Genomic DNA, 25,492 nt, shown 5'->3' on the forward strand with positions numbered 1-25,492 from the left:
CCTACTGTCCCGGATTGGGCAGGCTGGCGTGGATGGCGTCGACGGCCGCCACCAGTTCCGGCGACAGGGTCACTTGATGGGCGTCGATATTTTGCTGCAACTGCGCCACGCTGGTGGCGCCGATGATGGTCGAGGCCACGAACCAGCGCGAGTAGCACCAGGCCAGCGCCAGCTGCGCCGGCGTCAAGCCGTGCGCGCGGGCCAGCGCCGCATACTGGCTGGCCGCCGCGATGGTAGCGGGGCGCACGTAGCGGGGACTCCAGCCGGCCGGGAAGCGCGTCAAACGGCCCTTGGCCTGCGGGTCATCGATATATTTCGCCGTCAGCTGGCCGAACGCCAGCGGACTGTAGGCCAGCAAGCTGACATTTTCCCGGTGGCAGGTTTCGTCGAGCAGGCTCGTCTCGAAATGGCGCGCCGTCAGGTTGTACAGGTTCTGGATGGAGGCGATGCGCGGCAAGCCTTTCAGCTCGGCCTGCTTGATGTATTCGCACACGCCCCACGACGATTCGTTCGACACGCCGATATGGCCGATCTTGCCTTCCTCGACCAGTTTGCCCAGCACAGCCAGGGTGTCTTCGATGGCGACCGAGGCGTGTTCCTTGCGCGGGTTGTACACGCTGGCGCCGAAGATGGGCAGGTTGCGGCTGGGCCAGTGCAATTGATACAGGTCAATGTGCTCCGTCTGCAGCCGGCGCAGGCTGTCCTCGACTGCGGCGCGGATGTTGACCGCGTCGTGGTCCGTCTTGCCCTTGCGTATCCAGTGCATGCGCGAATTCGGCCCGGCCACCTTGCTGGCCAGCACGATCTGGCTGCGCTTGCCGCTTTTCTTCAGCCAGCTGCCGATGTAGCGCTCCGTGCTGCCCTGCGTCTGCGCGCTGGCCATCACCGGATACATCTCGGCCGTGTCGACGAAGTTGATGCCCCGCTCGAGCGCGTAATCGAGCTGGCTGTGCGCTTCGGCTTCGCTGTTCTGCTCGCCGAAGGTCATCGTGCCCAGGCAGATCCGACTCACTTCCAGGTTGCTGGCGCCGAGCTTGACCTTGGCTATCATTTCGCCTGTTTGCCGCGCAGCGCGCGCGCGCAATCCTTGATCAGCGCGGGACCGGCGTAAATCAGGCCGCTGTACAGCTGCACCAGCTGCGCGCCCGCCTCGAACTTGGCCACGGCGTCGCTGCCCTGCATGATGCCGCCCACGCCGATGATGGGCAGCGCATCGCCCAGTTCGGCCTTCAGCAGGCGGATGACATTGTTCGACAGCTCGAACACGGGCGCGCCCGACAGGCCGCCCGCTTCGGCGCCATGCGGCATGCCTTCCACGGCGCTGCGCGACAGGGTCGTGTTGGTGGCGATGACGCCATCGATACGGTGGCGCGTGAGCGACTCGGCAATGCTTTTCACCTGTTCGCCATCCATGTCCGGCGCGATTTTCAGGGCCAGCGGCACGTAGCGTTTGTGCTTGTCGGCCAGGCGCGCCTGGGCATCTTTGAGCTGCGACAGCAGGGCGTCGAGTTCCGACGCGCCCTGCAGCTGGCGCAGGTTCTTGGTGTTTGGCGACGAGATGTTCACCGTCACATAGCTGGCGTAGGGGTAGACTTTTTCCAGGCATAGCAGATAGTCGTCGGCCGCCCGCTCGATGGGCGTGTCGGCATTCTTGCCGATGTTCAGGCCCAGCACGCCGGCGCGGTCCTGGTAGAACTTCGACGCCTGCACGTTGGCGACAAAGGCGTCCACGCCGCCATTGTTAAAGCCCATGCGGTTGATGATGCCCTGCGCTTGCGGCAGGCGGAACATGCGCGGTTTCGGATTGCCCGCCTGCGCGCGCGGCGTGACGGTACCCACTTCGATGGAACCAAAGCCCAGGTCGGCCAGCGCGTCGATGTAGGCGCCATCCTTGTCCAGGCCGGCGGCCAGGCCCACGGGATTGGGAAAGGTGATGCCCATCACCGTGCGCGGGTCGGCCGCCGGTTTGCCGGCCAGCTTCGTCAGGCCCAGCGCGCTGGCGCGTTTCAGGGCGGGCAGGGTGAGATGGTGGGCCGCTTCGGCATCCATCGAAAACAGCAGCGGGCGGGCGAGGGAGTACAGGAATTTTTCAGACATGGGGCGCTTTGAGTAGGTGTGCGGGCCGCCGGGAAGGGCTGGCGGCACGCGAAATAAGTGCCGTATTTTACCGTGTTCCACGCGGCTGCCGGGTGTATAGTTCTTGTTGGCCAAATGCAATATTGATCCATTGATAATCCGCATCCGGCCTTGGACTTTCCTGTTTCTTCTCTGTTCTGTTTACTTCATAAGCGAGACATCGATTGAAAAAGACACGCATCTTGACGGCCATCGCAGCCGCCAGCGCACTGCTGCTGAGCCACCCGGCCCTGGCACTGCCCAATACGCAAGACACCCGCATGCTGAGCGAACCGGCCGTCTCCAGCCGCCACATCGCCTTCATCTATGCGGGCGACCTGTGGCTGTCCAACCTGGATGGCGGCGGCGCGCGGCGCCTCACTTCCGATCTGGGCGACAAGTCCCATCCCGTGTTTTCACCCGATGGCAGCCAGATCGCGTATAGCGCCAACATCGACGGCAATGTCGACGTGTATGTGATCGCGGCGGCCGGCGGCGTGCCGCGCCGCCTGACCTTCCACCCGGGCGCGGACCTGGCGCAGTCGTTCACGCCCGATGGCCAGGCAGTGATGTTCACCTCGCCCCGCGCCGCCTTCAACAACCGCTTCCAGAAGCTGTTTACGGTACCCGTGGCGGGCGGCGTGGAAACCCAGCTGGAAATCCCCAACGCCTCGCGCGCCGCCTATTCGCCCGATGGCAAGCGCATCGCCTACAACCCGCTGGCGCCCGCCTTCAAGCAGTGGAAGCGCTACCGGGGCGGCACCAATTCCTGGCTGTGGCTATTCTCGTCGGCCGACAAATCCATCGAAAAAATCCCCCAGCCGACGACGCGCTCGAACGACGTCGACCCCATGTGGCTGGGCGACACCGTGTACTTCCGCTCCGACCGCAACGGCGAATTCAACCTGTTTGCGTATGACGTCAAGACGAAAGCCGTGCGCCAGCTGACGCGGCATGCGGATTTCCCCGTGCTGAACGCGTCGGCCGCGAACGGCACCATCGTCTACGAGCAGGCCGGCTATTTGCACGCGCTCGACATCGCCAGCGGCCAGGCGCACAAGCTGACCATCGGCGTGGCCAGCGACCTGGGGCAGACGCGCCCGCGCTGGGTCAAGAGCGCGAAATACATCCGCGACGCGTCGATTTCGCCGTCGGGCGCGCGCATCGCCTTCGAGTACCGGGGCGAGATCGTCACCATCCCCGCCGACAAGGGCGATGTGCGCAACCTGACGCAGACGGCCGGCGCCCACGAGCGCACGCCGATCTGGTCGCCCGATGGCCGCTCGGTCGCGTATTTCTCGGACGAGTCGGGCGAGTATGAACTGCATGTGCGGGCGCAGGATGGCAAGGGTGCCGTACGCAAGTTCAAGCTGAATGGCAGCGGCTTCTATGACAGCGCCGTCTGGTCGCCCGACAGCAGGAAGATCGCGTTTGCCGACAATGGCTGGAGCATGTATGTGATCGACGTCGGCACGGGCAAGGTGCAGAAGGTCGCCACGGAGCCGATGTATGGCGTCGACAAGAGCATGCGCTCCTCGTGGGCGCCCGATTCGCGCTGGCTGGCCTACACGCTCAATTCGCCCACCTACACGCGCAGCGCCTACATCTATTCCGTCGAGCAGAACAAGTCGATGCCCGTGACCGATGGCTTGTCCGACGTGGCCCAGCCCGTGTTCGACAAGAGCGGCAAATACCTGTATTTCTTCGCTTCGACGAACGCTGGTCCCAGCAACAACTGGTTCTCGCAGCAGAATGAAGACAACCTGGTGACGCGCACCGTGTGGATGGCCGTGCTGCGGCGCGACTTGCCATCGCCCCTGATCAAGGAGAGCGACGAGGAAAAGGCCGCCAGCGCGGAGAGTAAAAAAGACACGGCGAAGGCGGAGCCGGAAGCGAAGAGCGAACCGAAGGTCGATCCGAAGACGGGCCGCGACGACCCGAAAGTGACGGTAGCGCCAGTGGCGCCGATCAGCATCGATTTCGACGGCATCGCCACGCGCATCGTCGACTTGCCGCTGCCGGCCGCGCAGTTCTCCAGTCTGACGGCGGGTGCCGCAGGGCAGATCTTTTTGCTGCGCGAAAGCGACGGCAAGAAGGCCGTGCAGCGCTTCGATCTGAAGGAGCGCAAGGCGGAAACCGTGGTGGCGGAAGCCGATGAATTCGAAGTGTCGGCCGACGGCAAGAAGCTGCTGTACCGCCAGAAGGACAATTGGGCCATGGGTAGCGCCACGGGCAAGTTGCTGGCGCCGGGCGAAGGCAAGATCAAGGTCGACGCCATCGAAGTAAAGGCCGATCCGCGCGCCGAGTGGACGCAGATTTTCAACGAGGTGTGGCGCATCAACCGCGATTACTTCTATGACCCGGGCATGCATGGCGTGGACTGGAAGGCCATGCGCGACAAGTACGCCGTCTTCCTGCCCGAGCTGTCCAGCCGCGCGGACCTGAACCGGTTGATCCAGTGGATGTGCAGCGAGCTGGCCGTGGGCCACCACCGCGGCGGCGGCGGCGATGATTTTATCGAGGCGAAGAAGGTGCCGGGGGGCTTGCTGGGCGCCGACTATGAAGTGCGCGATGGCCATTACCGCTTCAAGAAAGTGTATGGCGGCTTGAACTGGAATCCGGCCCTGCGCGCGCCGCTGACGGAGCCGGGGCTGAACGTCAAGGCGGGCGAATACCTGCTGGCCGTCGACAGCCGCCCGCTGGCGCCACCCACCAACTTGTACAGCGCCTTCGAGAACACGGCCGGCAAGGCGATCGACCTGACCGTGGGGCCATCGGCCGACGGCAAGGGCGCGCGCACGATCACCGTGGTGCCCGTGCCCACCGAGGATGCCTTGCGCAACCGCGACTGGATCGAAGGCAATATGCGCAAGGTGAATGCGGCTACGGGCGGCAAGGTGGCGTATGTGTATGTGCCGAATACGGCGGGCCTGGGCCACACCTACTTCAAGCGCTATTTCTTCCCGCAGGCGGACAAGCAGGCCATCATCGTCGACGAGCGTTTCAACGGCGGCGGCAGCGTGGCCGATTACTACATCGAGATCCTGCAGAAGAAGGAAATCGCCTGGTGGACCATGCGCTACGGCGCCGACATGAAGACGCCATCCGCTTCGATCCAGGGGCCGCGCGCCATGCTGATCGACGAGACGGCCGGTTCTGGCGGCGACCTGCTGCCGTGGATGTTCCGCAAAAATAACATGGGCCCGCTGATCGGCAAGGCCACCTGGGGCGGCCTGGTGGGCGTGCTGGGCTTCCCCGTGCTGATGGATGGCGGCTTCATCACGGCGCCGAACCTGGCGTTCTGGACGCGCGAGAATGGCTGGGGCGTGGAAAACGAAGGCGTGCCGCCCGATATCGACGTCGAGCAAACGCCGGCCGACGTCATCGCCGGACGTGATCCGCAGCTGGAAAAGGCGATCGAGGTGATCCAGGCCGAACTGGCGAAGAACCCGCCTGTGCAGCCCAAGCGTCCGGCGTTTCCGGACAAGAGCAAGTAGGTCGATTAGGCGCGAAGCGCCGTAATCCGACACCATTGTTGGCATCGCAGTGTCGGATTACGCGCTTGCGCGCTAATCCGACCTGCCAAATAATCCCAGGTTTTACAGGATCACCCACTGCCCCTTGATCCGTGCTTCCAGCGGCTTGAAGTTGATTTTATAGGCCATCTTCGGGCTTTGCGCGATCCAGTAGCCCAGGTAGATGTAGGGCAGGCCCAGCTCGCGTGCCTGGGCGATTTGCCACAGCACGTTGTAGGTGCCGTACGAGGCGCCCGGCACGTCGGGGTCGAAAAAAGTGTAGACGGACGACAGGCCATCGGCCAGCACGTCGATGATGCTGACCATGCGCAGGATGCCTTCGGCATCGCGGAACTCCACCAGGCGCGTGTTGACCCGGCTTTGCAGCAGGAATTGCGCATACTGGTCGCGGCTGTCCTGGTCCATGCCGCCGCCCGCGTGGCGCGTGCTCTGGTAGCGCAGGTACAGTTCGTAGTGCTCGTCGAGGAAGGACAGGGTGGCCACGCCCGCCTGCAGGTCGGCGTGCCGGCTCCAGGCGCGGCGCTGGTTGCGGTTCGGGGAGAACTCGCCCGTCACGACGCGCACGGGAATGCAGGCCTGGCAGCCATCGCAATACGGGCGGTAGGTGAAAATGCCGCTGCGGCGAAAGCCGTTGCGCACCAGTTCCGAATACACGTCGCTGTTGATCAGGTGCGAAGGCGTGGCCACCTGCGAGCGGGCCTGGCGGTCGTCCAGGTAGCTGCACGGATAGGGCGCCGTCGTGTAGAACTGCAGGGTGGCAAACGGTAGTTCGTTCAGGTGCGTCATGCTGATCCTGTCTGGTCTGTCCGCGGCAATGGAAGTCTGCGTGGAGATATCATAGCTTTTTTATGCCGGTGGTGCAGCTTGCCAATCCGTGATTTGCGCTGCTTCAATGGCGACGCGCACATGGGCGAGGAAGCGCGCGCGCGAAATGGGCGCCGCGCCCAGCGAGGCCAGGTGCTTCGTTTCTTGCTGGCAGTCAATCATGGCCACGCCGCGCGCGTGCAGAAAACGCACGAGCTGCGCCAGCGCGATCTTCGATCCATCCGTCACGCGCGCGAACATCGATTCGCCATAGAACATGCGTCCGATCGACACGCCATACGCGCCGCCGACCAGTTCTCCATCGAGCCACAGTTCCGACGAGTGCGCGTAGCCCAGCTCGTGCAAGCCCGTGTAGCCGGCGATGATTTCGTCGGAAATCCACGTGCCCGGGCCATCCTTGCGCGGCGCTGCGCAGGCGCGCATGACGGCGTCGAAATCGCCGTCGAAGCGCAGCTGCCAGCGACCGTCCGTGGCGGCGCTGCGTTCGACCTTGCGGATCGCCTTGGCCAGGCTGTCGGATACCTTGAAGTCCCCCGTCATCAGCACCATGCGCGGATCGGTGCTCCACCACAAAATAGGCTGGCCTTCGGAAAACCAGGGGAAGATGCCGCGCCGGTAGGCGTCGAGCAGGCGCGCGGGCGACAGGTCGGCGCCGGCCGCCAGCAGGCCGGGCGCCTCGTCGGTGAGGGCGCGCGAAACGTCGGGAAACGGGGTGTGGGTATCGAGCCAGGGAATCATGCGGCGTCAAAGGTGGCAGTTGGTGGAGGCTTACTCGGGGGCTTGCTCTGCATCCGTGCGCGCCATCGGGCGCGTGATGTCGCCCGTATGGAAACCATAGCTGCCGCCTTCGCGGATTTTCACGCGGTCGGCAAAGAACAGTTCCAGGGTGGCGCGGATGGTGGGGAAGGCCAGGTCATCCCAGGGTATCTGCGCTTCCGTAAACATCTGCACGTCCAGGCTTTCGATGCCCGGCGCGAAATCGAGGTCGCGCAGGCGCGCCAGGTAAAACAGGTGCACCTGGTGCACGCGCTGCACGTTCAGCAGTGAAAACAGGGGGCCCAGTTCGATATTCGCGCCCGCTTCCTCCACCGTTTCGCGTTCGGCCGCGTCGGATGTCGTTTCATCGTTTTCCATGAAGCCGGCAGGCAGGGTCCAGTAGCCCAGGCGTGGCTCGATGGCGCGCTTGCACAGCAAGACCTGCAGCTGGCCATCCTCTTCCCACACGGGGATGGAGCCGACCACCATTTTCGGGTTCTGGTAATGGATGGCGTCGCAGTTGGCGCAGACATAGCGCGGACGGTTGTCGCCTTCCGGAATGGAGAGGCTGACAGGATGGGCGCATTCGGAGCAGAATTTCATGGGCGGGCTTGGGAAAATGGAAGTCTAGTGTAACGCTTACTGTACACCGATTGCGCGCGGCGTGGCGTGTCGGGAGGACACAATGCCAATCGGCAATTGGCCGGGGTTTTTAATTAAATAGCTCTATTGCAGCCTAAGTTGAGATAGCTATTGCCTAAGCCACCCGTTTGCCCTTATAATTCTTGTGCGGGGTGGAGCAGTCTGGCAGCTCGTCGGGCTCATAACCCGAAGGTCACAGGTTCAAATCCTGTCCCCGCAACCAATACCGGAAAGCCGCTGATTCTTGCAAAAGATCAGCGGCTTTTTCCATTGCTGGGCAACGACAATATCCGGCAGACAGGGCAGGAATGACATTGTCAATTCACGCCTTTACGCCGCGCAACAATCTGGTATATAATTCTTGTGCGGGGTGGAGCAGTCTGGCAGCTCGTCGGGCTCATAACCCGAAGGTCACAGGTTCAAATCCTGTCCCCGCAACCAATTCGAAGCCGCTGATTTCTCGCAAGAGAATCAGCGGTTTTTTCGTTGTGCGCTGCAGTTCACTCCTGAGCCTGGCGTGCATACACCACCAGCCGCAGATGGCGGTCCGCATCGATGGTGAGCGAGGTGTGTTCATATGCGACCTCCCCGCCGTCGATTGTCAGGCGGCGCACGCCGGCACATGGCGCATGCACGTCGTGGCGGCGCCACCATAACTTGAATTCGGGCGAGACTTTTTCCAGTTCCTCCACCAGCGCGTGGATATCCGCTTCCTGCGTGGCGCGCGCATAGTCGCGGCGAAAGCTCGACAGCATCAGCGGCGCCTGCTCTTCCCACGCCGCGAAGCGGGATCGCAGCAGCGGGTCGGTAAACAAGAGCCACAGCAGATTGCGGCGCGAGGCAGCATGCGCACCGAAGCCAAACAGAGTGTCGGCGCCCCCGTTGAACGCCAGCACGTCCCAGCGCAAATTGAGCACATACGCCGGATGCGCCAGCTCGTGCATCAGGCGGCGCACCAGCGGCGGCACCACGCAAAACGTCTTGCCCTCTTCGGCCGGCGGACGCGCATGCGCCAGCAGGAACAGGTGGCGGCGCTCGGCCGCGTCCAGTTTCAGCACCTCGGCCAGCTTGTCGAGAAAGGCGCTCGAGACGCCGATGTCGCGCCCCTGCTCCAGCCAGGTGTACCAGGTCAGCCCCACGCCGGCCAGCGCCGCCACTTCTTCGCGGCGCAAGCCCGGCGTACGCCGCCTTCCACCGCCGGGCAAGCCCACGTCTTCCGGCGACAGGCGTGCGCGCCGCGCCTGCAGGTAGGCGGCCAGTTCGTGGCGGGTGCGGGCCAAGGTGCGCATGGTGATGCCTTTCCGGTAAGCCTGTTGCTATCAGTAATAGCATAAACAGTTAAATTGTAATTGTTTATATTGTATTCCAGAATGCCTGCTTTCTTTCCGAAAGCTTGCCCATGTCCGACTCTTCCTCCTCCAGTGGCCTCGCGCCTGCCACCGCCGCGCTGCCTGCCACCGTCTACCTGATCGCCATGGGCGCGTTCGCGCTGGGCATGGCGTCGTATGTGACGGCGGGCTTGATGCCGATGATTGCCAGTGCCTTTTCCATCTCCCTGGCGATGGCCGCGCAACTGGTGACGGCGTTTACGCTGGCCTATGGCCTCGGCTCGCCGCTGGTGGTGGCCTTGCTGCCGGCGCGCGCGCAGCGCTCGGGTCTCCTGATCGCCCTGGCCGTGTTCGTGCTGGCGAACGGGGCCAGCGCGCTGGCGCCTGGTTTCAGCGGTTTGCTGGCATGGCGCGCCATTGCCGGCGTCGGTGCGGGCGTGTACCTGGCGCTGGGCATCGCGGCGGCGGCCGGCGTGTCGGCGCCGCAGCAGCGGGGCAAGGCCATCGGCGTGATCATGGGCTGCATGGCGGGCGGCACGGTGCTGGGTGTGCCCTTGAGTTTGCTGCTGGCGCAGCAGCTGGGCTGGACCGCGGCCCTGTGGCTGGTCGCCGTCCTTGGCGGGCTGGCGCTGGCGGGTTTGCTGTGGAAGCTGCCCGCGCTGCCGGCGGTGCCGGCCACGTCGCTGCGCCGCAAGCTGGCCTTGCTGGCCGATGGGCAGGTGCTGTCCATCCTGCTGGTATCGCTGCTGGCGGCCATCGCCAGCCTGGGCATGTACACGTTTATCGCGCCGTTGCTGGCGTGGTCGGCGCAGGGGGCGGCGCTGTCCGCCACGCCCTTCCTGTGGGCCTGGGGCGTGGGGGGGATCGCGGGCAGCGTGCTGGTCGGACCGTGGGCGGACAAGGTGGCGGCGCCGAAACTGACCTGCTTCATCTTGCTGCTGCTGGCGCTGGCCCTGTGCGCGCTGCCGCTGGCGGCCGGCTGGTCGGCCTGGCTGATGCTCGCGCCGATCGTGCTGTGGGGTGCGTCTGGCTGGGCCCTGCAAGTGCCGCAGAACCAGCAACTGCTGGCCGTGCGCGCGCGCCAGGGCGATGGCAACCTGGCCATCGCCCTCAACGAATCGGCGCTGTACCTGGGCAGCGCCATTGGCGCGGCCACCGGCGGGGTACTGCTCCTGCTCGACTGGCCCATGTGGCTGCTGGCGGCCGGTGCCGCCCTGGTCGCCGCCGCAGCGTTGCTGCTGCAATTGCCTGCCGCGCGGCGGACCTAAGCCTTTTTCGCCAGCTGCATGCCCACGGGCAGGGCGCGGATGCGCTTGCCCGTGGCCGCGAAGATGGCGTTGCACAGGGCCGGCGCGATGGGCGGCGTGGCCGGTTCGCCCACGCCGCCCAGCTCCATGTCCAGGGTGCCCGGCACCAGGTGCGTGTGGATCACGCGCGGCGCGTCGGCGGCGCGCAGCACGGCGTAGTCGTGGAAATTGCTTTGCTCGACCCTGCCATTCTTGAAACTGATCTCGCCGCTCATGGCCAGCGACAGGCCCATGATGCAGGCGCCCTCGATCTGCGAGCGCACGCGGTCCGGGTTGATTTGCGGCCCGCAATCCATGGCGATGTCGACCCTCGGCACGATGACTTCGCCGGCCGCATTGATCTCCACTTCGATCACGGCCGCCACATAGGTGACGAAACTGTAGGACACGGCCAGGCCCAGCCCCCGTCCCTTGGGTAGCTTGCGGCCCCAGCCCGCCTTGGCCGTCGCCAGCTCGATCACGTGGCGCATGCGGCCGATGTCGACCGGATACTTCGCCGGATCTTCGCCATAGTTCCAGCCGTCCGACAGGTCGGCCGGGTTGATCTTGCGCGCGGGGCCCAGCAGCGCGAGCAGGTAGTCGCGATGATCCTTTTTTGCCGCGTGGGCCAGTTCGGCCGTGAACGACTGGATGGCAAACGCGTGCGGGATATTCGACACGGAACGGAACCAGCCGATGCGCGTGTGGGCCGGCACTTCGGGCACTTCGACGCGGATGTTCGTAATGGCGAACGGCACGTTGATGGCCGACATGCCCAGCTCGAACGGCGCCTGCCTGTTCGCGCCGGCGGCAAAGGTCGACGTGATGGTGGGTGCGGCCGTGCGGTGCAGCCAGGCCGTCGGCATGCCTTTCGCGTCCAGCGACGCTTCCAGCCGTTCGACGGATACCGTGTGCAGGTAGTCGTGCTGCAGGTCGTCATCGCGCGTCCACGTCAGCTTGACGGGCGCGCCATCCATGGCTTTCGACAGCAGCGCCGCCTCGACGGCGAAATCGGGTTTCGATTTGCGCCCGAAGCCGCCGCCGAGCAGGGTCACGTGGACGGTCACGTCGTCATACGCCAGGCCCAGGGCCTTGGCCACATTGCTGCGCGTCGCTTGCGGCGCCTGCACGCAGGCCCACACTTCGGCCTTGCCGTTGGCGATGCGCACGGTGGCGGCGGGCGGCTCCATGGTGGCGTGGGCCAGGTGGGGCAGATAGTATTCGGCACTGAATTTCCGCGCGGCGGGAGCGGCGGCCAGCGTGGCCACCGTCTTGCCCTGGTCGCGCGCCGGGCTGCCCGGCTGTCGCACGGCCGCTTCCAGGGTCTTGCGGAAGGTCTTCGAATCGTAGCTGCCGTTCGGGCCATCTTCCCATTCCAGCACCAGCGCTTCGCGGCCCTTGATGGCGGCCCAGGTGTTGCTGGCGATGACGGCCACGCCGCCCAGCGGATTGAACATGGCCGGCGGCGGACTGCCCGCCAGTTCGACGATGCGCAGCACGCCCGGCACTTTCAGGGCCGCCGTCTTGTCCACGCTTTTCAGCTTGCCGCCAAAGACGGGAGGGCGGGCGATGACGGCGTACGCCATGCCGTCGAGGCGCGTGTCGATGCCGAAGTGGGTATTGCCCGTGACGATGTCGTGCAAGTCGATGCCGCGCGTGCTGGTTTGGCCGATGTAGCGCAGCTCGCCCGCCGTTTTCAGGCTGATGCGCGCGCGTGGCGGCACCGGCAATTTGGCCGCTTCTTCGGCCAGGGCGCCAAAGGACAGCGAGCGTCCGCTGGCCGCATGCACGACCGCGTGGTTGACGGCTTTGACTTCCGTCACGGGTACGTCCCAGCGCACGGCGGCCGCCGTTTCCAGCATCAGGCGCGCCGTGGCGCCCACGTGGCGCATGGCGCGGAACGAGTGGCGCATGCTGCGCGAGCCATCCGTATCCTGGCTGCCGTAGCGCGCTTCGTCAGCGGGCGCCTGCTGCACGCGCACCTGCGCCCAGTCGGCGCCCAGTTCGTCGGCCGCCACCATGGGCAGGCTGGTGCGGATGCCCTGGCCCATTTCGGAGCGGTGCGCCACGATGGTGACGATGCCGTCGGCACCGACCGACAGGAATACCAGGCTGTCGTCGACCACGCCGCCAGCCATCTTCTCGCCGCCGTATTTGACGGCATCGGCCGCCATCACGAGGCCGGAAGGGCCGGCCACCAGGGTCAAACCGGCCAGCGCGCCGGCGGCCTTGAGCCAGTTGCGCCGCGCAGGCGAATGTGCGGCAGGAGTGTCATGCATGCTCATTTGGCCGCTCCTTTCGCGTTGATGCTGGTCGCGGCCTGCTTGATGGCCGCGTGGATGCGAGTATAGGTGCCGCAGCGGCAGATATTGCCGCTCATCGCTTCGCGGATTTGCTGGTCGTTCGGCCTTGGGGTCTTGTGCAGCAGGGCCGTGGCCGACATGATCTGCCCGGCCTGACAGTAGCCGCATTGGGGCACGCCGTGTTCCTGCCAGGCCTGCTGCAGCGCCAGGCCGACCTTGTCTTCGCCCACGGCTTCGATGGTGGTGATCTTCTTGCCGGCGGCGGCCGACATCGGCGTCACGCAGGAGCGGATGGCTTCGCCATCGAGGTGCACGGTGCAGGCGCCGCACAGGGCCATGCCGCAGCCGAATTTGGTGCCGGTCATGCCCAGTTCGTCGCGCAGGGCCCACAGCAGGGGCGTGTCTTCAGGCAGCGCAAGCTCGTGCTGCTTGCCATTGATGGTCAGGGTCGTCATGTTTATTCCTCGGTGTGGGATGGTGCGGGAAAGCGCGACGGCCATCCACCATACGGATGAGCGCATCAGTACGGGATGGTAGCACCGCCCGCCCTGCGCTGCAGGACATGGGGCCGGTGGCATACTGCGGCTTCTGATATTGGAGTTTTCATGACATACCTCACAACGGCGCCGGGCTTGACCGATATCCTCGCTCCCGGCTTGCAAGTGGTTTTTTGCGGCCTCAATCCGGGCGTGGACGCGGCGGCGGCCGGCCACCATTTTCTCGGCCGCGGCAACCGCTTCTGGCCGGTGCTGCACCTGGCCGGCTTCACGCCGCATCTGGTGGCGCCGCACGACGATGCCAGCGTGCTCGGTTTCGGGCTGGGTTTGACGGCGGCCGTCGGGCGCCCGACCAGCCGCGCGGACCAGGTGGGGGCGGACGAGTTCGCGCAAGCGGCGGCGGGCCTGCAGCATAAACTGGCATTGCTGCAGCCGCAGTGGATCGCCTTCCTGGGCAAGGCTGCCTACGCGGCGATGACGGGGAAGCGCCAGCTGGCGTGGGGCGAACAGCCGGAGCGCTTCGGCGGCGCGCGCGTGTGGATATTACCCAATCCCAGTGGGCTCAATCGCGGCTATTCGAAGGAGCGGCTGGTCGACGCGTATGCGGAACTGCGGCGTGCGCTGGGCTGATGGCGGGCTGGCGTTCAGCGCACTTGCGCATGGATGGCGGGGCTTAGCGGGCTTGCTCCAGCTGCGCATACACGGCGTCGGCGATCTTGCCCAGCTCCCGTTTGGGCAGGCTCGCCGAGAGGGCGTAACCAAGCTGGCCGTCGATCCAGTAAAACACGCTCAGCTCCTTTTCCTGCGTGTAGCGGAAGGCCGTTTCCTGCCTGCCGGCCCGTTCTTTCGCCACATACAGGGTCAGGCGCTTGCCGCCGCCATCCTCGTACATGAATTGCGCCACGGGGCCGTCGCCATCGCCGGGCAGCAGGCGGCCGCCGATCAGGTGATAGCCGAGCGGTGACAGCGCGGGCGGCTGCAATTTGCTGCCCAGGCGTTTCGACAGCCATTGCACCAGGTGCGCCTCCTGTTCGACACCCACTTCCACGGGATGGCGCACTTCGGGCGTGTAGACGGCATGGGCGATGGCGGCGCTGCGCGCCAGGGACATCGGGCTGGCGCTGGTGGTCCGCATGTCGCCGCCATCGCCGCGCAGCATCCAGCCGCCCATGCCGCCGGCGATCACCAGCACGATGGCCGCTGCCGCCTGCATGGCGTGGCGCTGCCAGGCGCCGTTCGCCGACGGTGGCGATGCCGCCTGCAGCAGGTCCGGCGGCACGGCTTCGTCCAGCACGGGGTCGAACAGGGCACGCAATTGCCGGTTCTGTTCACGCCAGGCGTCCACCCTGGCGGCATCCTCGGGGTGTGCGCGCAGGTGGGCGTCGACAGCCGCGCGCTGCGCCTGGGGCAGGACGCCGTCGGCCAGGGCGTGCAATTGCGCTTCGCTGATGGCTTGCGTTGTCATTTCACGACTTTCAGGGTAGGGGCGCCATGGCTGCCGGCCGGGCGGCCATCGAGCAGTTCGCGCAGCCGCTCGCGCCCGCGCGACAGCCGCGACATGACGGTGCCGACGGGGATGCCCAGGGTGGACGCCACCTGCTCATACGGCATCTGTTCAAGCGCGACAAGCAGGATGACTTCGCGCTGCCCCAGCGGCAAACGGGCCAGCGCCGCATCCATTTCGCCGATGGCGATGGCTTGCCCCGGCGCGTGCTCCGGGGCGGGCAGCAGGGCGTCGTCGTCGAGCTCCTGCAACGCCAGGCCGGGGCGGCGCAATTGATCCACGTGCAGGTTGTGCATGATGGAAAACAGCCAGGGCCGCATCTCGCCACCCCGTTGCCACTGGTCGAACTTGCGCCAGGCCCGCTCCACGGTGTCCTGCACCAGATCGTCCGCGTGCACGGCGCCCACCAGCGCGCGCGCATAGCGGCGCAGGCCGGGCAGGCAGGCTTGCAGTGTGCGGCTGTCCTCTTGCGTGGTCATCGTGGCGGCGGGATGGGGGGCTTAGGGCTTGACGACGTGCCACACGTTCTTGAAGTTGTCGCCGGCCACGTCGCCCGGTTTCTTGTCTTCCTTGTACAAATACAGGGGCTTGCCCTTGTAGGTCAGCTGCATGGCGCCATTGTCTTCGCGCTTGATGCTGCCATACGGGGCGGCGGGCGCCGCTTCGGTGGCGATGACGGCGGGCCAGGCCACCAGGCAGCCGCCGCTGCAGGCGCTCTTGCCGCTGTCGGCGACATCCTTGTCGAACACATACACGGTCATGCCGCTGGCGTTGACCAGCATGCCGTTGGCCGGCATGACGTCGGCGGCAAAGGCCAGCGGGGCGGACAAGGCGGTGAAAAGGGCGGTGGCGGCGAAAGTGGTAAAGCGCATGATGGTCTCCTTGAGGTTTTGAGGGCTTGCAAGGGATAGACGCATGCCGCCCGCCGTTTATTCCCGCGCAGGCAAAATATTTATTTCCGGCGCATGCAGGCTGGCCCACAGGTGGGCGGCCGCCATGGTGCGGTGCGGCGCGTACTGGCGCAGCCATTGTTCCGTGCGCGCCATGTCCGGCTTGCTCTCTTCGCCGAGCAGCTTTTGCAGGGCGGCGCGGATGGCCACGTCGCCGTGCAGCGAGCAGTCGGCATAGCCGTAGCCGCGCAGCAGCGCGTAATTGACGGTCCACGGGCCGATGCCCTTCACGGCCAGCAGCGCCTGCGAAATCGCCGCCACGTCGCCGGAGGGCGGCAGCTCCAGCGACAGCTCCCCATCGTTGACGAGGTGGGCCAGGCGCAGCACGGTTTCGGCCTTGGCGCGCGAGAATTTGCGGCTGGTCAAATCCTCGATTTCCAGCCTGGCCACGTCGCGCGCCTCGGGATAGCACCACAAGCCGTCGCCGTGCTGGCGTCCCGCCTGCAAGATGAAGGTGCGGCGCAGGGCGATGGCGAACGGCAGGTTGATCTGCTGGCCGATGATGGCCCAGGTCAGCGCCTCGAAGGGACTGGCCGACTGCACGATGCGCAAGCCCGGATTGCGCCGGACCAAAGGCGCCAGCAGCGTGTCGCCGGCGGCCAGTTGCGCGAATGGCTGCGGGTCGATGCGCAGGCCGAGGATATTGAGCAGGGCGCCGTGCAGCCGTTCCTGAAGGCCGGCAGCGGCATCGCCATCGATGTCGGCGCGGCAGACGGCGGCAGCGTCCGTGAAGGCCACGTCCAGTACCACGGGCACGCCCTGCATCAGGATGCCTTTGCGCAGGCCTGTCGGCGTGACTTGTTCGGCCACGGCTTGCGCATCGCGGCTGTGGAAGGCGATGACATCGTCGCGGCGGTAGCCGGCGGGCAGGGGGAGGGTCCAGTGCAGCAGGGTCATGGTGGGCCAAAGTCAAAGACGGTATCAGGGAGGCGATGCGGACGCACCGCGTTTCTTGCTGTTTGCCTTCAGCGCGCGCAGATGTCGGTGGTGGGCGGGCTCAGGGCCGCCGCGTGCTGGATCTGCAGGGCGTCGGGCACGCCATTTTTCACGGCCGTCAGTTCGGCCAGGATGGAAATGGCGATTTCGGCCGGCGTCTTGCTGCCGATGTACAGGCCGATGGGGCCATGCAGGCGCGCCAGCTGTTCCGCGCTGACGTCGAACTGCAGCAGCCGCTCGCGGCGCCTGGCGTTGTTGGCGCGCGAGCCGATGGCGCCCACGTAGAACGCTGGGGACTTGAGCGCTTCCATCAGGGCCAGGTCATCGAGCTTGGGATCGTGCGTGAGGGCGACGACGGCGCTGCGGCTGTCGAGCTTTAATTCCAGTACGAGATCGTCGGGCATGGCGTGCAGCAGGGGCACGCCGGGCACGTTCCAGCCGCCCCGGTATTCCTCTCGCGGGTCGCAGACGATGACGTGGTAATCCATGGCCGTGGCGATTTGCGCCACGAAGCGCGATAGCTGGCTGGCGCCGATGATCAGCAGGCGCCAGCGCGGGCCATGCTGCGTGGTGAGTACGCCATCGTCCAGGGCCAGCACGGCGCCCGGCGTGGCGCGCTGCAGGGTGACGGCGCCGCTGCGCAAGTCGAGGCGGCGCTCGACCAGTTCATGGGCTTCCAGGCGCGCCAGCAGTTCGGCCACGCGGCTGCCCGCATGCAGCGGCTCGATGGCCAGTTCGATGGTGCCGCCGCAAGGCAGGCCGAAGCGGTGCGCCTCGTCGGCACTGATGCCGTAGCTGACGATTTCCGGCAGCGTGCGCACGATGCCGTGCACGCGCACGGTGTCGATCAAATCATCTTCGATGCAGCCGCCGGAAACGGAGCCGACCACCGTGCCATCGTCGCAGATGGCCAGGGTGGCGCCCACGGGGCGGGGGCTGGAGCCCCAGGTCTTGATGACGGTAACGAGTTCGCAGCGGTGTCCGGCGTCGAGCCAGGCGGCGCTGGTTTTCAGAACTTCAAGGTCGATGCTGTCCATGGCGCGCAGGAGGAAAGCCGCAGGTACGCGGCAAAGTATGGAAAAGTATTCAAGATTGTGGATATACTACCTGTTCCATCACCCTGCGGAGAATTTTCATGTCAAATGAAGTCAAGACGCAAGAAGAGGGTATTCCCAAGTTCGGCAAGCTGCTCATCGTCCTGTTTCTAGCCGTGGTGTTCTGCGGTGCCCTGACCTGGATCATGGGCACCTACTTCCCCAACTTCCCGGGGGCCTGAGCAAACCCTGTTTGATCAGGATGAAGAACGTCTGACAGAACCGTAGCGAGCGGCAGCGATTTGTGGCCGAGAAGCGCAACTGTGCTTGAGCACAGTGAGCATCACAGACCGCAAAGCGCGACGCGCAGTAGGTTATGGCAGGCGTTCTAAGGCTTCAGCGGTTTCTTCGCCGCCTGCTTGGCGCGCACGTCGGTGACGGCGCGGTTCACGGCGGCCATGCGCGAGTTGGTGCCGGGATGCAGCGCCGTGTAGCCATTGGCGACCGTGGCAGGCACTTGCGTGGCCAGGCGCTGCCAGAAGCGTGCGGCGTTGTCGACGTTGTAGCCGGCTCGCGCCAGCAGGTAGATGGCCAGGGTGTCGGCTTGCACGTCGAGTTCCTGCGGCATGGCCTTGATGCCGGCGGCGCCCGTCAGCATCGACACGTCGGGCTGCACGGCGCCCAGGCTGTCGATGATGCTGCCGGCCGTGCCTGCCGTGCGCTGGCTGCGCGCGTGGTCGAGGATGTTGTGCGCCATTTCGCGGGCGATGACAAAGGCGATGCCTTCGTCGTTTTGCGCCGCATTCACCATGCCGCGCGTGAGCATGATGCGCGCGCCGTCCGAGTACGCGTTGACATTGTCCGCATTGCCCAGGGCGACGCGGAAGGCGCAGGCGCGCGTGACGGGAATCTTCAGGTCCTGCTGCTCGCCATCGCGGGCGATGGTCATGTTCAGGCTCGCGCTTTTCGAGGCCAGCGGGCCGACGATGGCGCCGAACGGGCCTTCCGCTTTCGGGCCGGCCGGCAGCGGCTTGCCTTCGGCGGCCAGCAAGCCGTCGCCCTTGCGCAAGCCGGCGCGCGCGGCGCCGCTGCCCGGCAAGACGCCGGAGACCTGCATCTGTTCGCCGTAGCCGAGGGCCGCCTGGGCCGCGTCGGCATAGATGCCGGGGTAGGAATACTTATTCTGCGCCGTGAAGCCCAGCAGGTTGCGCGCATACGTCTTGCACAGGTCCGCATTGTTGATCAGCAGGGGCGCCGAGACTTTCGACAGGCGGTCCTGCAGCGCCACCATCTTCACCAGTTCTTCCTGCGCCGCCTTTTGCTGCGCCGTCGGGGCGGGCGCATCGGGTGCCGGCACGACGTTGAACGGACCGCTGACATGCGTCGTTGGCGTGGTGCAGGCAGAGAGAAGGGCAACGCAAGCCACCAGCAGTGGCGAGGCCAGATGGCGCAGCGAAGTCGGGGCTGGGATCAGATGGCGTAAACCTGGCATGAGAAAATCCTTAATGTTTGCCGGTGCTGCCGAAACCGCCAACACCGCGTTCGCTGTCGCCGAATTCCTCAACGACGTTAAAGCCCACTTGCAGCACCGGCACGATAATCAGTTGCGCCAGGCGTTCCATGGGATTGAGCGTGAAAGCGCTCTGGCCCCGGTTCCAGGTCGATACCATCAGCTGGCCCTGGTAATCGGAGTCGATCAAGCCTACCAGATTCCCCAATACGATGCCGTTTTTGTGGCCCATGCCGCTGCGCGGCAAAATCATGGCCGCATACGACGGGTCGCCGATGTGGATGGCCAGGCCGGTGGGAATGAGCACCGTCTGGCCCGCTTCGATGGTGATGGCTTCATCGATGCAGGCGCGCAGGTCCAGGCCGGCGCTGCCCGGCGTGGCGTAGGCTGGCAGCAGTTCTTTCATGCGGGCGTCGAGGATCTTGATGTCGATATTTTTCATTGAAGCAAAGTCGTCTAAAAATGGATTATTTGAGCAGTGAATTTTTTGCCAGGCGTTTCGAGATTTCCGAAATCAGCTGGCGCGCCAGGTTCAGTTTCGAGGCGCGCGGCAGCACGGTATGGCCTTCCTCGTCGAACAGGATGATGGTGTTGTCGTCCTGGCCGAACGTGTTCTGGCCGATGTTGCCGACCAGCAGAGGGATGCCCTTCTTTTCGCGCTTGGTCGAGCCGAATTCCACGAGGTTTTCCGATTCGGCGGCAAAGCCCACGCAGTACGGATAGCCGGCCAGGTTGGTGCGTGCCGCCACGGTGGCAAGGATGTCGGGGTTTTGCGCGAACTGCAGTTCGGGCACGGAGCCATCGGCCTGCTTTTTCATCTTCTGGTCGCTGGCGTTGGCGACGCGCCAGTCGGCCACGGCGGCGACAGCGACGAAGACATGCTGGCCGTCGACGTGGGCCAGCACGGCATCATGCATCTGCTGCGCGCTTTGCACGTCGATGCGGCGCACGCCGAAGGGCGCGTCCAGGGCCGTGGGGCCGGAAATGAGCAGCACCTCGGCGCCCGCTTCGCGCGCCGCGCGCGCCACCGCATAGCCCATCTTGCCCGAGGACAGATTGGTGATGCCGCGCACGGGGTCGATGGCTTCAAAAGTGGGGCCGGCCGTGACCAGCACGCGCTTGCCCGCCAGGACTTTCGGCTGGAAGGCGGCGATCAGCTCCGTCAGCAGCTGTTCCGGCTCCAGCATGCGGCCCAGGCCAACTTCGCCGCACGCCTGTTCGCCGGCGGCCGGGCCGAACAGCTTGATGCCGTCGTCGCGCAGCTGCTGCACATTGCGCTGCGTGGCGGGGTTCTGCCACATTTCCACGTTCATGGCCGGCGCCACCAGCAGGGGCAGGTGGGAAGGACGGGCCAGGCACAGGGTCGACAGCAGGTCGTCGCACACGCCGTGCGCGAGCTTGCGCAGAAAATCGGCCGAACACGGCGCGATCAGGATGGCGTCCGCATGGCGCGTCAAATCGATATGCGCCATGTTGTTGTCGATGCGCGCATCCCACTGGCTCGTGTGCACGGGGTGGCCGGACAGGGCCTGCATCGTGACGGCCGTGATGAAGTGGCTGGCCGCATCCGTCATCACCACTTGCACCGAGGCGCCGGCCTTTGTCAGCGCGCGGCACAGTTCCGCCGCCTTGTAGCAGGCGACGCCGCCTGAAAGTCCCAGAACGATTTTTTTGCCGGACAATTCCATGTCGTTCTCCTGCGTGTCTATTTGTTTACCCGGCGCAGTTCATCGATGATGAACAGGGCCGCGCCGATGCAGATGGCGCTGTCGGCGATATTGAAGGCGGGGAAATGGCCCCAGCTTTTCCAGTGGAAGTCGAGGAAATCGACGACGTGGCCGTACATCAGGCGGTCGATGGCGTTGCCCAGCGCGCCGCCGAGTATCAGCGCCAGGGCCCAGCAGAACATGCGCTGGCCGGCGTGCTTTTTCAGCAGATAGATGATGTAGATGGCGGCCGCCAGGGCGATGCCGGTGAAGAAATAGCGCTGCCAGCCGCCCTGGTTGGACAGGAAGCTGAACGCGGCGCCCTTGTTATACGCGAGCACCAGGTTGAAATACGAGGTGATGACCATCTCTTGCGCATAGCGGAAGGTCTTCAGGATCGTGATCTTGGTGATCTGGTCGAACAGGATGACGATGGCGGCAATACCCAGCCAGGGCACGAGCGACGCCGAGGATGACGATTTCGATGAAAAACGGTTTTTAGTGGCCATATTTTTCCAGGGAAGATAAAGCCGCCGCCTGGTGGCAGGCGGCGGTTGGAAGCGGGACGCAGGCAGCGCCCCGGGGTGACAGTCTATGCGAAACGGCGCGATTCGCCCTTGCCAAACAGATTGCTGACGCAGCGGCCGCACAGGGTAGCATGCGCGGCGTCTGTGCCCACGTCGCTACGGTAGTGCCAGCAGCGCTCGCATTTCGGCGCCGTCGACGCGGCTACGACCACTTCCTCTGCCGCTTCGTCGGCCACCTCGGCCACCGTGGCTTGCGAGGTGATGAAGACGAACTTCAAGTCCTCGCCCAGGGTGGTCAACAGCTTGTACTTCATAGGCGCGGCCTTGATCGTCAGTTCCGCCTGCAGCGATGAACCGATGGCGCCCGAGGTGCGCAGGTCTTCCAGCTGTTTTGTGACGTCCGTGCGCACGGCGCGCAGTGCCGTGTATTTCTCCAGCAGGCCGGCGGCGTCCGAAACTTCCGGCAGCTGCCACCAGGTTTGCGTGAAGATGGTTTCATCGCTGGCGGCATAGGCTTCGCTTCCTGCGAAGACGGCCCATGCTTCTTCGGCCGTGAACGACAGGGCAGGGGCCATCAGGCGCAGCAGGCTTTGCGTGATGTGCCACAGGGCCGTCTGCGCGGAACGGCGCGCGTGCGACGTCAGGCCGGAGGTGTACAAACGGTCCTTCAGGATGTCCAGGTAGAAGCCGCCCAGGTCTTCCGAGCAGTACGTCTGCAGCTTCGAGACCACCGGGTGGAACTCGTAGCGCGCATAGTTGTTCTCGATCTGCGTTTGCAGCGACGCCATGTTGGCCAGCGCATAGCGGTCGATTTCGAACATTTCCGCCACCGGCACGGCGTCCGTGGCCGGATTGAAGTCCGACGTATTGGCCAGCAGGAAGCGCAGGGTGTTGCGGATGCGGCGATACGATTCCGTCACGCGTTTCAGGATCTCGTCGGAGATCGACAGCTCGCCCGTGTAGTCGGTCGACGCGATCCACAGGCGCAGGATGTCCGCGCCCAGGGTGTCCGAGATCTTTTGCGGCGCCAAAGTGTTCCCTAGTGATTTCGACATCTTCTTGCCTTCGCCATCGACCGTGAAGCCGTGCGTCAGCAGGGCTTTGTACGGCGGACGGCCGTTCAGCATTGACGACACGAGCAGCGACGAGTGGAACCAGCCGCGATGCTGGTCCGAGCCTTCCAGGTACAGGTCGGCCGGGAATTGCAGCTGCGTCGAATGCGAGCCATGGCCTTGCGGGCCACCCAGCACCGTCTGGTGCGTGGCGCCGGAATCGAACCACACGTCCAGCGTGTCCTTGTTCTTGGCGTAGATGGCCGCTTCGTCGCCGATCAGGTCTTTCAAGTCCAGTGCCTGCCATGCCTCGATGCCGTCCTTTTCGATCAGCTTGGCCACTTGCTCCAGCAGTTCCGGCGTGCGCGGATGCAGGTCGCCCGTTTCCTTGTGCACGATGAAGGCCATCGGCACGCCCCACTGGCGCTGGCGCGACAGGGTCCAGTCGGGACGGTTGGCGATCATGCCGTGCAAGCGCGCCTGGCCCCAGTCCGGGAAGAACTCGGTGTCGGCGATGCCTTGCAAGGCCGTTTCGCGCAGGGTTGCGCCGCCGTCTTTCGGCGTCACGTCCATGCCGGCGAACCACTGCGAGGTGGCGCGGTAGATGATCGGCGTCTTGTGGCGCCAGCAATGCATGTAGCTGTGGTCGAACATCTTGACTTCGAACAGCGCGCCCGCTTCGCGCAAGGCGTTGCAGATCGGCTTCGACGCTTCCCAGATGGTCATGCCGCCGAACAGGGGCAGGGTCGAGGCGAACTTGCCGTCGCCCATGACGGGCTTGATGATGTCGTCGTCCTTCATGCCGTGCGCCTTGCACGAGATGAAGTCGTCCAGGCCGTAGGCTGGCGCCGAGTGCACCACGCCCGTGCCGCTTTCGGTGGTCACGTATTCGGCCAGGTACAAAGGCGACAAGCGGTCATAGAACGCGTCGGCCGCATGCAGCGGGTGGCGGAAGCTGATGCCGGCCAGGGCCGCGCCGTCGCACGTGGCGATGGTCGTGCCATCGAGCTTGAAGCGCGCCAGGCTGGCGACGACCAGGTCTTGCGCCAGGATCAGCAGCAGCGGCTGGCCATCGCGCTCGGCTTTCACCAGCGCATATTTGACTTCCGGGTGCACGTTCAGGGCCTGGTTCGACGGGATGGTCCACGGCGTGGTGGTCCAGATGACGATGAAACCGTTATCGGTCGGCAGGGAAGGCAGGCCGAAGGCGGCCGCCAGTTTTTCCGGCTCGGCGAATTTGAACCCGACGTCGATGGCGGGATCGCGTTTTTCCGCGTATTCCACTTCCGCCTCGGCCAAGGCCGACTGGCAGTCGAAGCACCAGTTGACGGGCTTCAGGCCGCGGTAGACATAACCTTTTTCCAGCAGCTTGCCCAGCGCGCGCAATTCGTCGGCTTCATTGCCGTGCGCCATCGTCAGGTAGGGGTTGTCCCACTCGCCCAGCACGCCCAGGCGGATGAAATCCTTTTTCTGGCGCTCGACCTGCACGTTGGCGTAGGCGCGGGCCTTTTCCAGCACTTCGGCCGTCGGCAGGTTCTTGCCGTGCAGTTTTTCGATCTGGATCTCGATCGGCATGCCGTGGCAATCCCAGCCCGGCACGTACGGCGCGTCGAAGCCGGCCAGCGAGCGCGACTTGACGACCATGTCCTTCAGGATCTTGTTGACGGCGTGGCCCAGGTGGATATCGCCATTAGCGTACGGCGGGCCGTCATGCAGGATGAATTTCGGGCGGCCGGCGGCAGCCTTGCGCACGCGCTCGTAAATCTTCTTGTCTTGCCATTGCTGTACCCATTGCGGCTCGCGCTTGGCCATGTCGCCGCGCATCGGGAACGGGGTTTCCGTCATGTTGACCGGGTATTTGCTTTCAGGCTTCTTGTTCTGCTTGGGCGTGGCTGGCTTGTTTTGATCGGACATAATCTTCTTTAATGGTATGGAGTATATTTTTGCAGCGGGTTGGCGGCGGCAGGTGCCGCCAGACGGTGGAGTTGGCCGGCGTCAAATTCGGTCGGTGGCGGTAATGGCGCCGCTGCGCTGCTCAAAATACGCGCGCGCCTGGTTCGAGTCGCGCTCGATGGCGGCCGTCAGGGTGGGCAAATCGTCGTACTTCTCTTCGTCGCGCAGTTTTTCCAGGAATTCCACGCGCACCAGCTTGCCGTAGCAGGACTGGGCAAAATCAAACAGATGCACTTCCAGCAAGACGCGGCCGCTGTCATCGACGGTGGGACGCACGCCGAGGCTGGCCACGGCCGGCAGCGGCACTGGTCCCAGGCCATGCACTTGCACGATGAAGATGCCGGACAGAGCGGGGCGGTGCGCCACGCGCAGGTTCAGGGTGGGGAAGCCGAGAGTACGGCCCAGCTTCTGGCCGTGGATGACGTGGCCGGAAATGGCGTACGGATGGCCCAGCAACTGCGTGGCCAGCGGGAAATCGCCGGCGGCCAGCGCCAGGCGCACGGCCGAGGACGAGATGCGCGTGCTGCCGCTCATCACGGTAGGCAATGTTTCCACATGGAAGCCATATTGGCGGCCCGCTTCCTGCAGCATGGCCACGTCGCCGGCGCGCCGGGCGCCATAGCAGAAGTCGTCGCCGACCATCAGCCATTTCACGTGCAAGCCGTCGACGAGGACTTTTTCCGTGAATTCCTGCGGCGTCAAGGCGGCGAACTGGGCGCTGAAGTGCTCGACGACGACACGGTCGATGCCGGCGTCGTCTAGCGATTGCAGCTTGTCGCGCAAGTTGGCGATGCGCTGCGGGGCTTTGGACAGGTCGCCCGCGCGCTGCGCGAAGAATTCGCGCGGGTGCGGCTCGAACGTCATCACGGCCGCTTCAATGCCGAGTTCGGTCGCGGCGCCGCGCACGCGCGCCAGCAAGGCCTGATGGCCGATGTGGACACCGTCAAAATTGCCGATGGTCAGAGCGCAAGGCGCTCGTGCCTGGGCATTGGGAAGTCCGCGGAATACCTTCATAGGAATCTGATGAAAAAC

The 25,492-nt window shown here is 65.0% G+C and carries 23 protein-coding genes and 2 tRNA genes; 6 read left to right on the forward strand and 19 right to left on the reverse strand.

What is annotated here, in order from left to right; genetic code table 11:
• Position 1: 1 nt before the first annotated feature.
• Entirely contained in the window at positions 2 to 1,048 is a 1,047-nt protein-coding gene (locus BLT98_RS13320; protein ID WP_092608727.1) for an aldo/keto reductase, read from the reverse strand.
• Positions 1,048 to 2,097, reverse strand: coding sequence for a quinone-dependent dihydroorotate dehydrogenase (locus BLT98_RS13325; RefSeq protein ID WP_034785196.1), 1,050 nt, complete (start codon positions 2,095 to 2,097; stop codon positions 1,048 to 1,050). Before BLT98_RS13325 ends, BLT98_RS13320 begins: the two co-directional genes overlap by 1 nt.
• A 221-nt stretch (positions 2,098 to 2,318) precedes the next feature.
• On the opposite strand from BLT98_RS13325, the gene BLT98_RS13330 reads away from it, so the two are divergent.
• Positions 2,319 to 5,612 carry a S41 family peptidase gene (locus tag BLT98_RS13330; protein ID WP_244517477.1) on the forward strand — a complete coding sequence of 1,098 codons (3,294 nt, stop codon included), beginning with the start codon at positions 2,319 to 2,321 and terminating at the stop codon, positions 5,610 to 5,612.
• A gap of 102 nt (positions 5,613 to 5,714) precedes the next feature.
• Here BLT98_RS13330 and BLT98_RS13335 read toward each other — a convergent pair whose 3' ends face one another.
• From BLT98_RS13335 to BLT98_RS13345, 3 genes are read right to left on the reverse strand one after another with little or no spacing between them, the layout of a single operon-like run.
• Entirely contained in the window at positions 5,715 to 6,437 is a 723-nt protein-coding gene (locus BLT98_RS13335; RefSeq protein ID WP_092608406.1) for an arginyltransferase, read from the reverse strand.
• Positions 6,438 to 6,497: 60 nt separating this feature from the next.
• Positions 6,498 to 7,214 carry a leucyl/phenylalanyl-tRNA--protein transferase gene (gene aat, locus BLT98_RS13340; RefSeq protein ID WP_092608409.1) on the reverse strand — a complete coding sequence of 239 codons (717 nt, stop codon included), beginning with the start codon at positions 7,212 to 7,214 and terminating at the stop codon, positions 6,498 to 6,500.
• 30 nt (positions 7,215 to 7,244) lie between these two features.
• Entirely contained in the window at positions 7,245 to 7,835 is a 591-nt protein-coding gene (locus BLT98_RS13345) for an NUDIX hydrolase (RefSeq protein WP_034785201.1), read from the reverse strand.
• 185 nt (positions 7,836 to 8,020) lie between these two features.
• Here BLT98_RS13345 and BLT98_RS13350 point away from each other — a divergent pair.
• Positions 8,021 to 8,097, forward strand: a tRNA-Met gene (locus BLT98_RS13350).
• 141 nt (positions 8,098 to 8,238) lie between these two features.
• Positions 8,239 to 8,315: transfer RNA gene (locus tag BLT98_RS13355), tRNA-Met, on the forward strand.
• A 59-nt stretch (positions 8,316 to 8,374) separates the two neighbouring features.
• On the opposite strand, the gene BLT98_RS13360 is transcribed toward BLT98_RS13355, so the two are convergent.
• A complete protein-coding gene (locus BLT98_RS13360; RefSeq protein ID WP_070253688.1) occupies positions 8,375 to 9,163 on the reverse strand; it encodes a helix-turn-helix transcriptional regulator in 789 nt (262 codons plus the stop codon).
• Between the two features lie 110 nt (positions 9,164 to 9,273).
• Between BLT98_RS13360 and BLT98_RS13365 the strand changes: the two genes are divergently transcribed.
• Entirely contained in the window at positions 9,274 to 10,470 is a 1,197-nt protein-coding gene (locus BLT98_RS13365) for an MFS transporter (RefSeq protein ID WP_092608412.1), read from the forward strand.
• On the opposite strand, the gene BLT98_RS13370 is transcribed toward BLT98_RS13365, so the two are convergent.
• Both BLT98_RS13370 and BLT98_RS13375 read right to left on the reverse strand, forming a co-directional pair.
• Positions 10,467 to 12,773 carry a xanthine dehydrogenase family protein molybdopterin-binding subunit gene (locus BLT98_RS13370; protein ID WP_092608415.1) on the reverse strand — a complete coding sequence of 769 codons (2,307 nt, stop codon included), beginning with the start codon at positions 12,771 to 12,773 and terminating at the stop codon, positions 10,467 to 10,469. The genes BLT98_RS13365 and BLT98_RS13370 overlap by 4 nt on opposite strands.
• Entirely contained in the window at positions 12,770 to 13,246 is a 477-nt protein-coding gene (locus BLT98_RS13375; protein ID WP_070281329.1) for a (2Fe-2S)-binding protein, read from the reverse strand. The genes BLT98_RS13370 and BLT98_RS13375 overlap by 4 nt, the downstream gene beginning before the upstream one ends.
• A gap of 150 nt (positions 13,247 to 13,396) precedes the next feature.
• Between BLT98_RS13375 and mug the strand changes: the two genes are divergently transcribed.
• The gene (gene mug / locus BLT98_RS13380; protein WP_092608419.1) at positions 13,397 to 13,918 is read left to right on the forward strand and encodes a G/U mismatch-specific DNA glycosylase; all 522 of its coding nucleotides are present in this window, start codon (positions 13,397 to 13,399) and stop codon (positions 13,916 to 13,918) included.
• A gap of 43 nt (positions 13,919 to 13,961) precedes the next feature.
• On the opposite strand, the gene BLT98_RS13385 is transcribed toward mug, so the two are convergent.
• From BLT98_RS13385 to BLT98_RS13405, 5 genes are all read right to left on the reverse strand, one after another.
• Positions 13,962 to 14,753 carry an anti-sigma factor family protein gene (locus BLT98_RS13385; protein WP_092608422.1) on the reverse strand — a complete coding sequence of 264 codons (792 nt, stop codon included), beginning with the start codon at positions 14,751 to 14,753 and terminating at the stop codon, positions 13,962 to 13,964.
• The gene (locus BLT98_RS13390; protein ID WP_070253694.1) at positions 14,750 to 15,271 is read right to left on the reverse strand and encodes an RNA polymerase sigma factor; all 522 of its coding nucleotides are present in this window, start codon (positions 15,269 to 15,271) and stop codon (positions 14,750 to 14,752) included. The genes BLT98_RS13385 and BLT98_RS13390 overlap by 4 nt, the downstream gene beginning before the upstream one ends.
• 21 nt (positions 15,272 to 15,292) lie before the next feature.
• Positions 15,293 to 15,664, reverse strand: a complete 372-nt coding sequence (locus tag BLT98_RS13395) for a COG4315 family predicted lipoprotein (RefSeq protein WP_058050557.1) — start codon at positions 15,662 to 15,664, stop codon at positions 15,293 to 15,295.
• A 57-nt stretch (positions 15,665 to 15,721) separates the two neighbouring features.
• A complete protein-coding gene (locus tag BLT98_RS13400; protein ID WP_092608425.1) occupies positions 15,722 to 16,639 on the reverse strand; it encodes a DNA-3-methyladenine glycosylase family protein in 918 nt (305 codons plus the stop codon).
• Positions 16,640 to 16,707: 68 nt separating this feature from the next.
• Entirely contained in the window at positions 16,708 to 17,715 is a 1,008-nt protein-coding gene (locus tag BLT98_RS13405) for an XdhC family protein (RefSeq protein WP_070281325.1), read from the reverse strand.
• A 98-nt stretch (positions 17,716 to 17,813) separates the two neighbouring features.
• Between BLT98_RS13405 and BLT98_RS29195 the strand changes: the two genes are divergently transcribed.
• Entirely contained in the window at positions 17,814 to 17,954 is a 141-nt protein-coding gene (locus tag BLT98_RS29195) for a hypothetical protein (protein WP_162835767.1), read from the forward strand.
• Between the two features lie 146 nt (positions 17,955 to 18,100).
• Here the strand turns inward: BLT98_RS29195 and BLT98_RS13410 are convergent, their stop codons facing one another.
• The 6 genes from BLT98_RS13410 to BLT98_RS13435 all read right to left on the reverse strand — a co-directional run bounded on the left by BLT98_RS13410 (position 18,101) and on the right by BLT98_RS13435 (position 25,474).
• Positions 18,101 to 19,204, reverse strand: a complete 1,104-nt coding sequence (locus BLT98_RS13410; protein ID WP_092608428.1) for a M48 family metallopeptidase — start codon at positions 19,202 to 19,204, stop codon at positions 18,101 to 18,103.
• 10 nt (positions 19,205 to 19,214) lie between these two features.
• A complete protein-coding gene (dut, locus tag BLT98_RS13415) occupies positions 19,215 to 19,664 on the reverse strand; it encodes a dUTP diphosphatase (RefSeq protein WP_034785229.1) in 450 nt (149 codons plus the stop codon).
• Between the two features lie 25 nt (positions 19,665 to 19,689).
• Positions 19,690 to 20,910, reverse strand: coding sequence for a bifunctional phosphopantothenoylcysteine decarboxylase/phosphopantothenate--cysteine ligase CoaBC (coaBC, locus tag BLT98_RS13420; RefSeq protein WP_034785232.1), 1,221 nt, complete (start codon positions 20,908 to 20,910; stop codon positions 19,690 to 19,692).
• 17 nt (positions 20,911 to 20,927) lie between these two features.
• A complete protein-coding gene (gene lspA / locus BLT98_RS13425) occupies positions 20,928 to 21,437 on the reverse strand; it encodes a signal peptidase II (protein WP_092608431.1) in 510 nt (169 codons plus the stop codon).
• Between the two features lie 83 nt (positions 21,438 to 21,520).
• Positions 21,521 to 24,421 carry an isoleucine--tRNA ligase gene (ileS, locus tag BLT98_RS13430; protein ID WP_070281323.1) on the reverse strand — a complete coding sequence of 967 codons (2,901 nt, stop codon included), beginning with the start codon at positions 24,419 to 24,421 and terminating at the stop codon, positions 21,521 to 21,523.
• An 81-nt stretch (positions 24,422 to 24,502) separates the two neighbouring features.
• Positions 24,503 to 25,474, reverse strand: coding sequence for a bifunctional riboflavin kinase/FAD synthetase (locus BLT98_RS13435; RefSeq protein ID WP_034785236.1), 972 nt, complete (start codon positions 25,472 to 25,474; stop codon positions 24,503 to 24,505).
• Between the last annotated feature and the right edge of the window lie 18 nt (positions 25,475 to 25,492).

The sequence above is a fragment of the Janthinobacterium sp. YR213 genome, assembly GCF_900099875.1.
In the GTDB taxonomy this organism is placed as follows: Bacteria; Pseudomonadota; Gammaproteobacteria; order Burkholderiales; family Burkholderiaceae_D; genus Janthinobacterium; species Janthinobacterium lividum.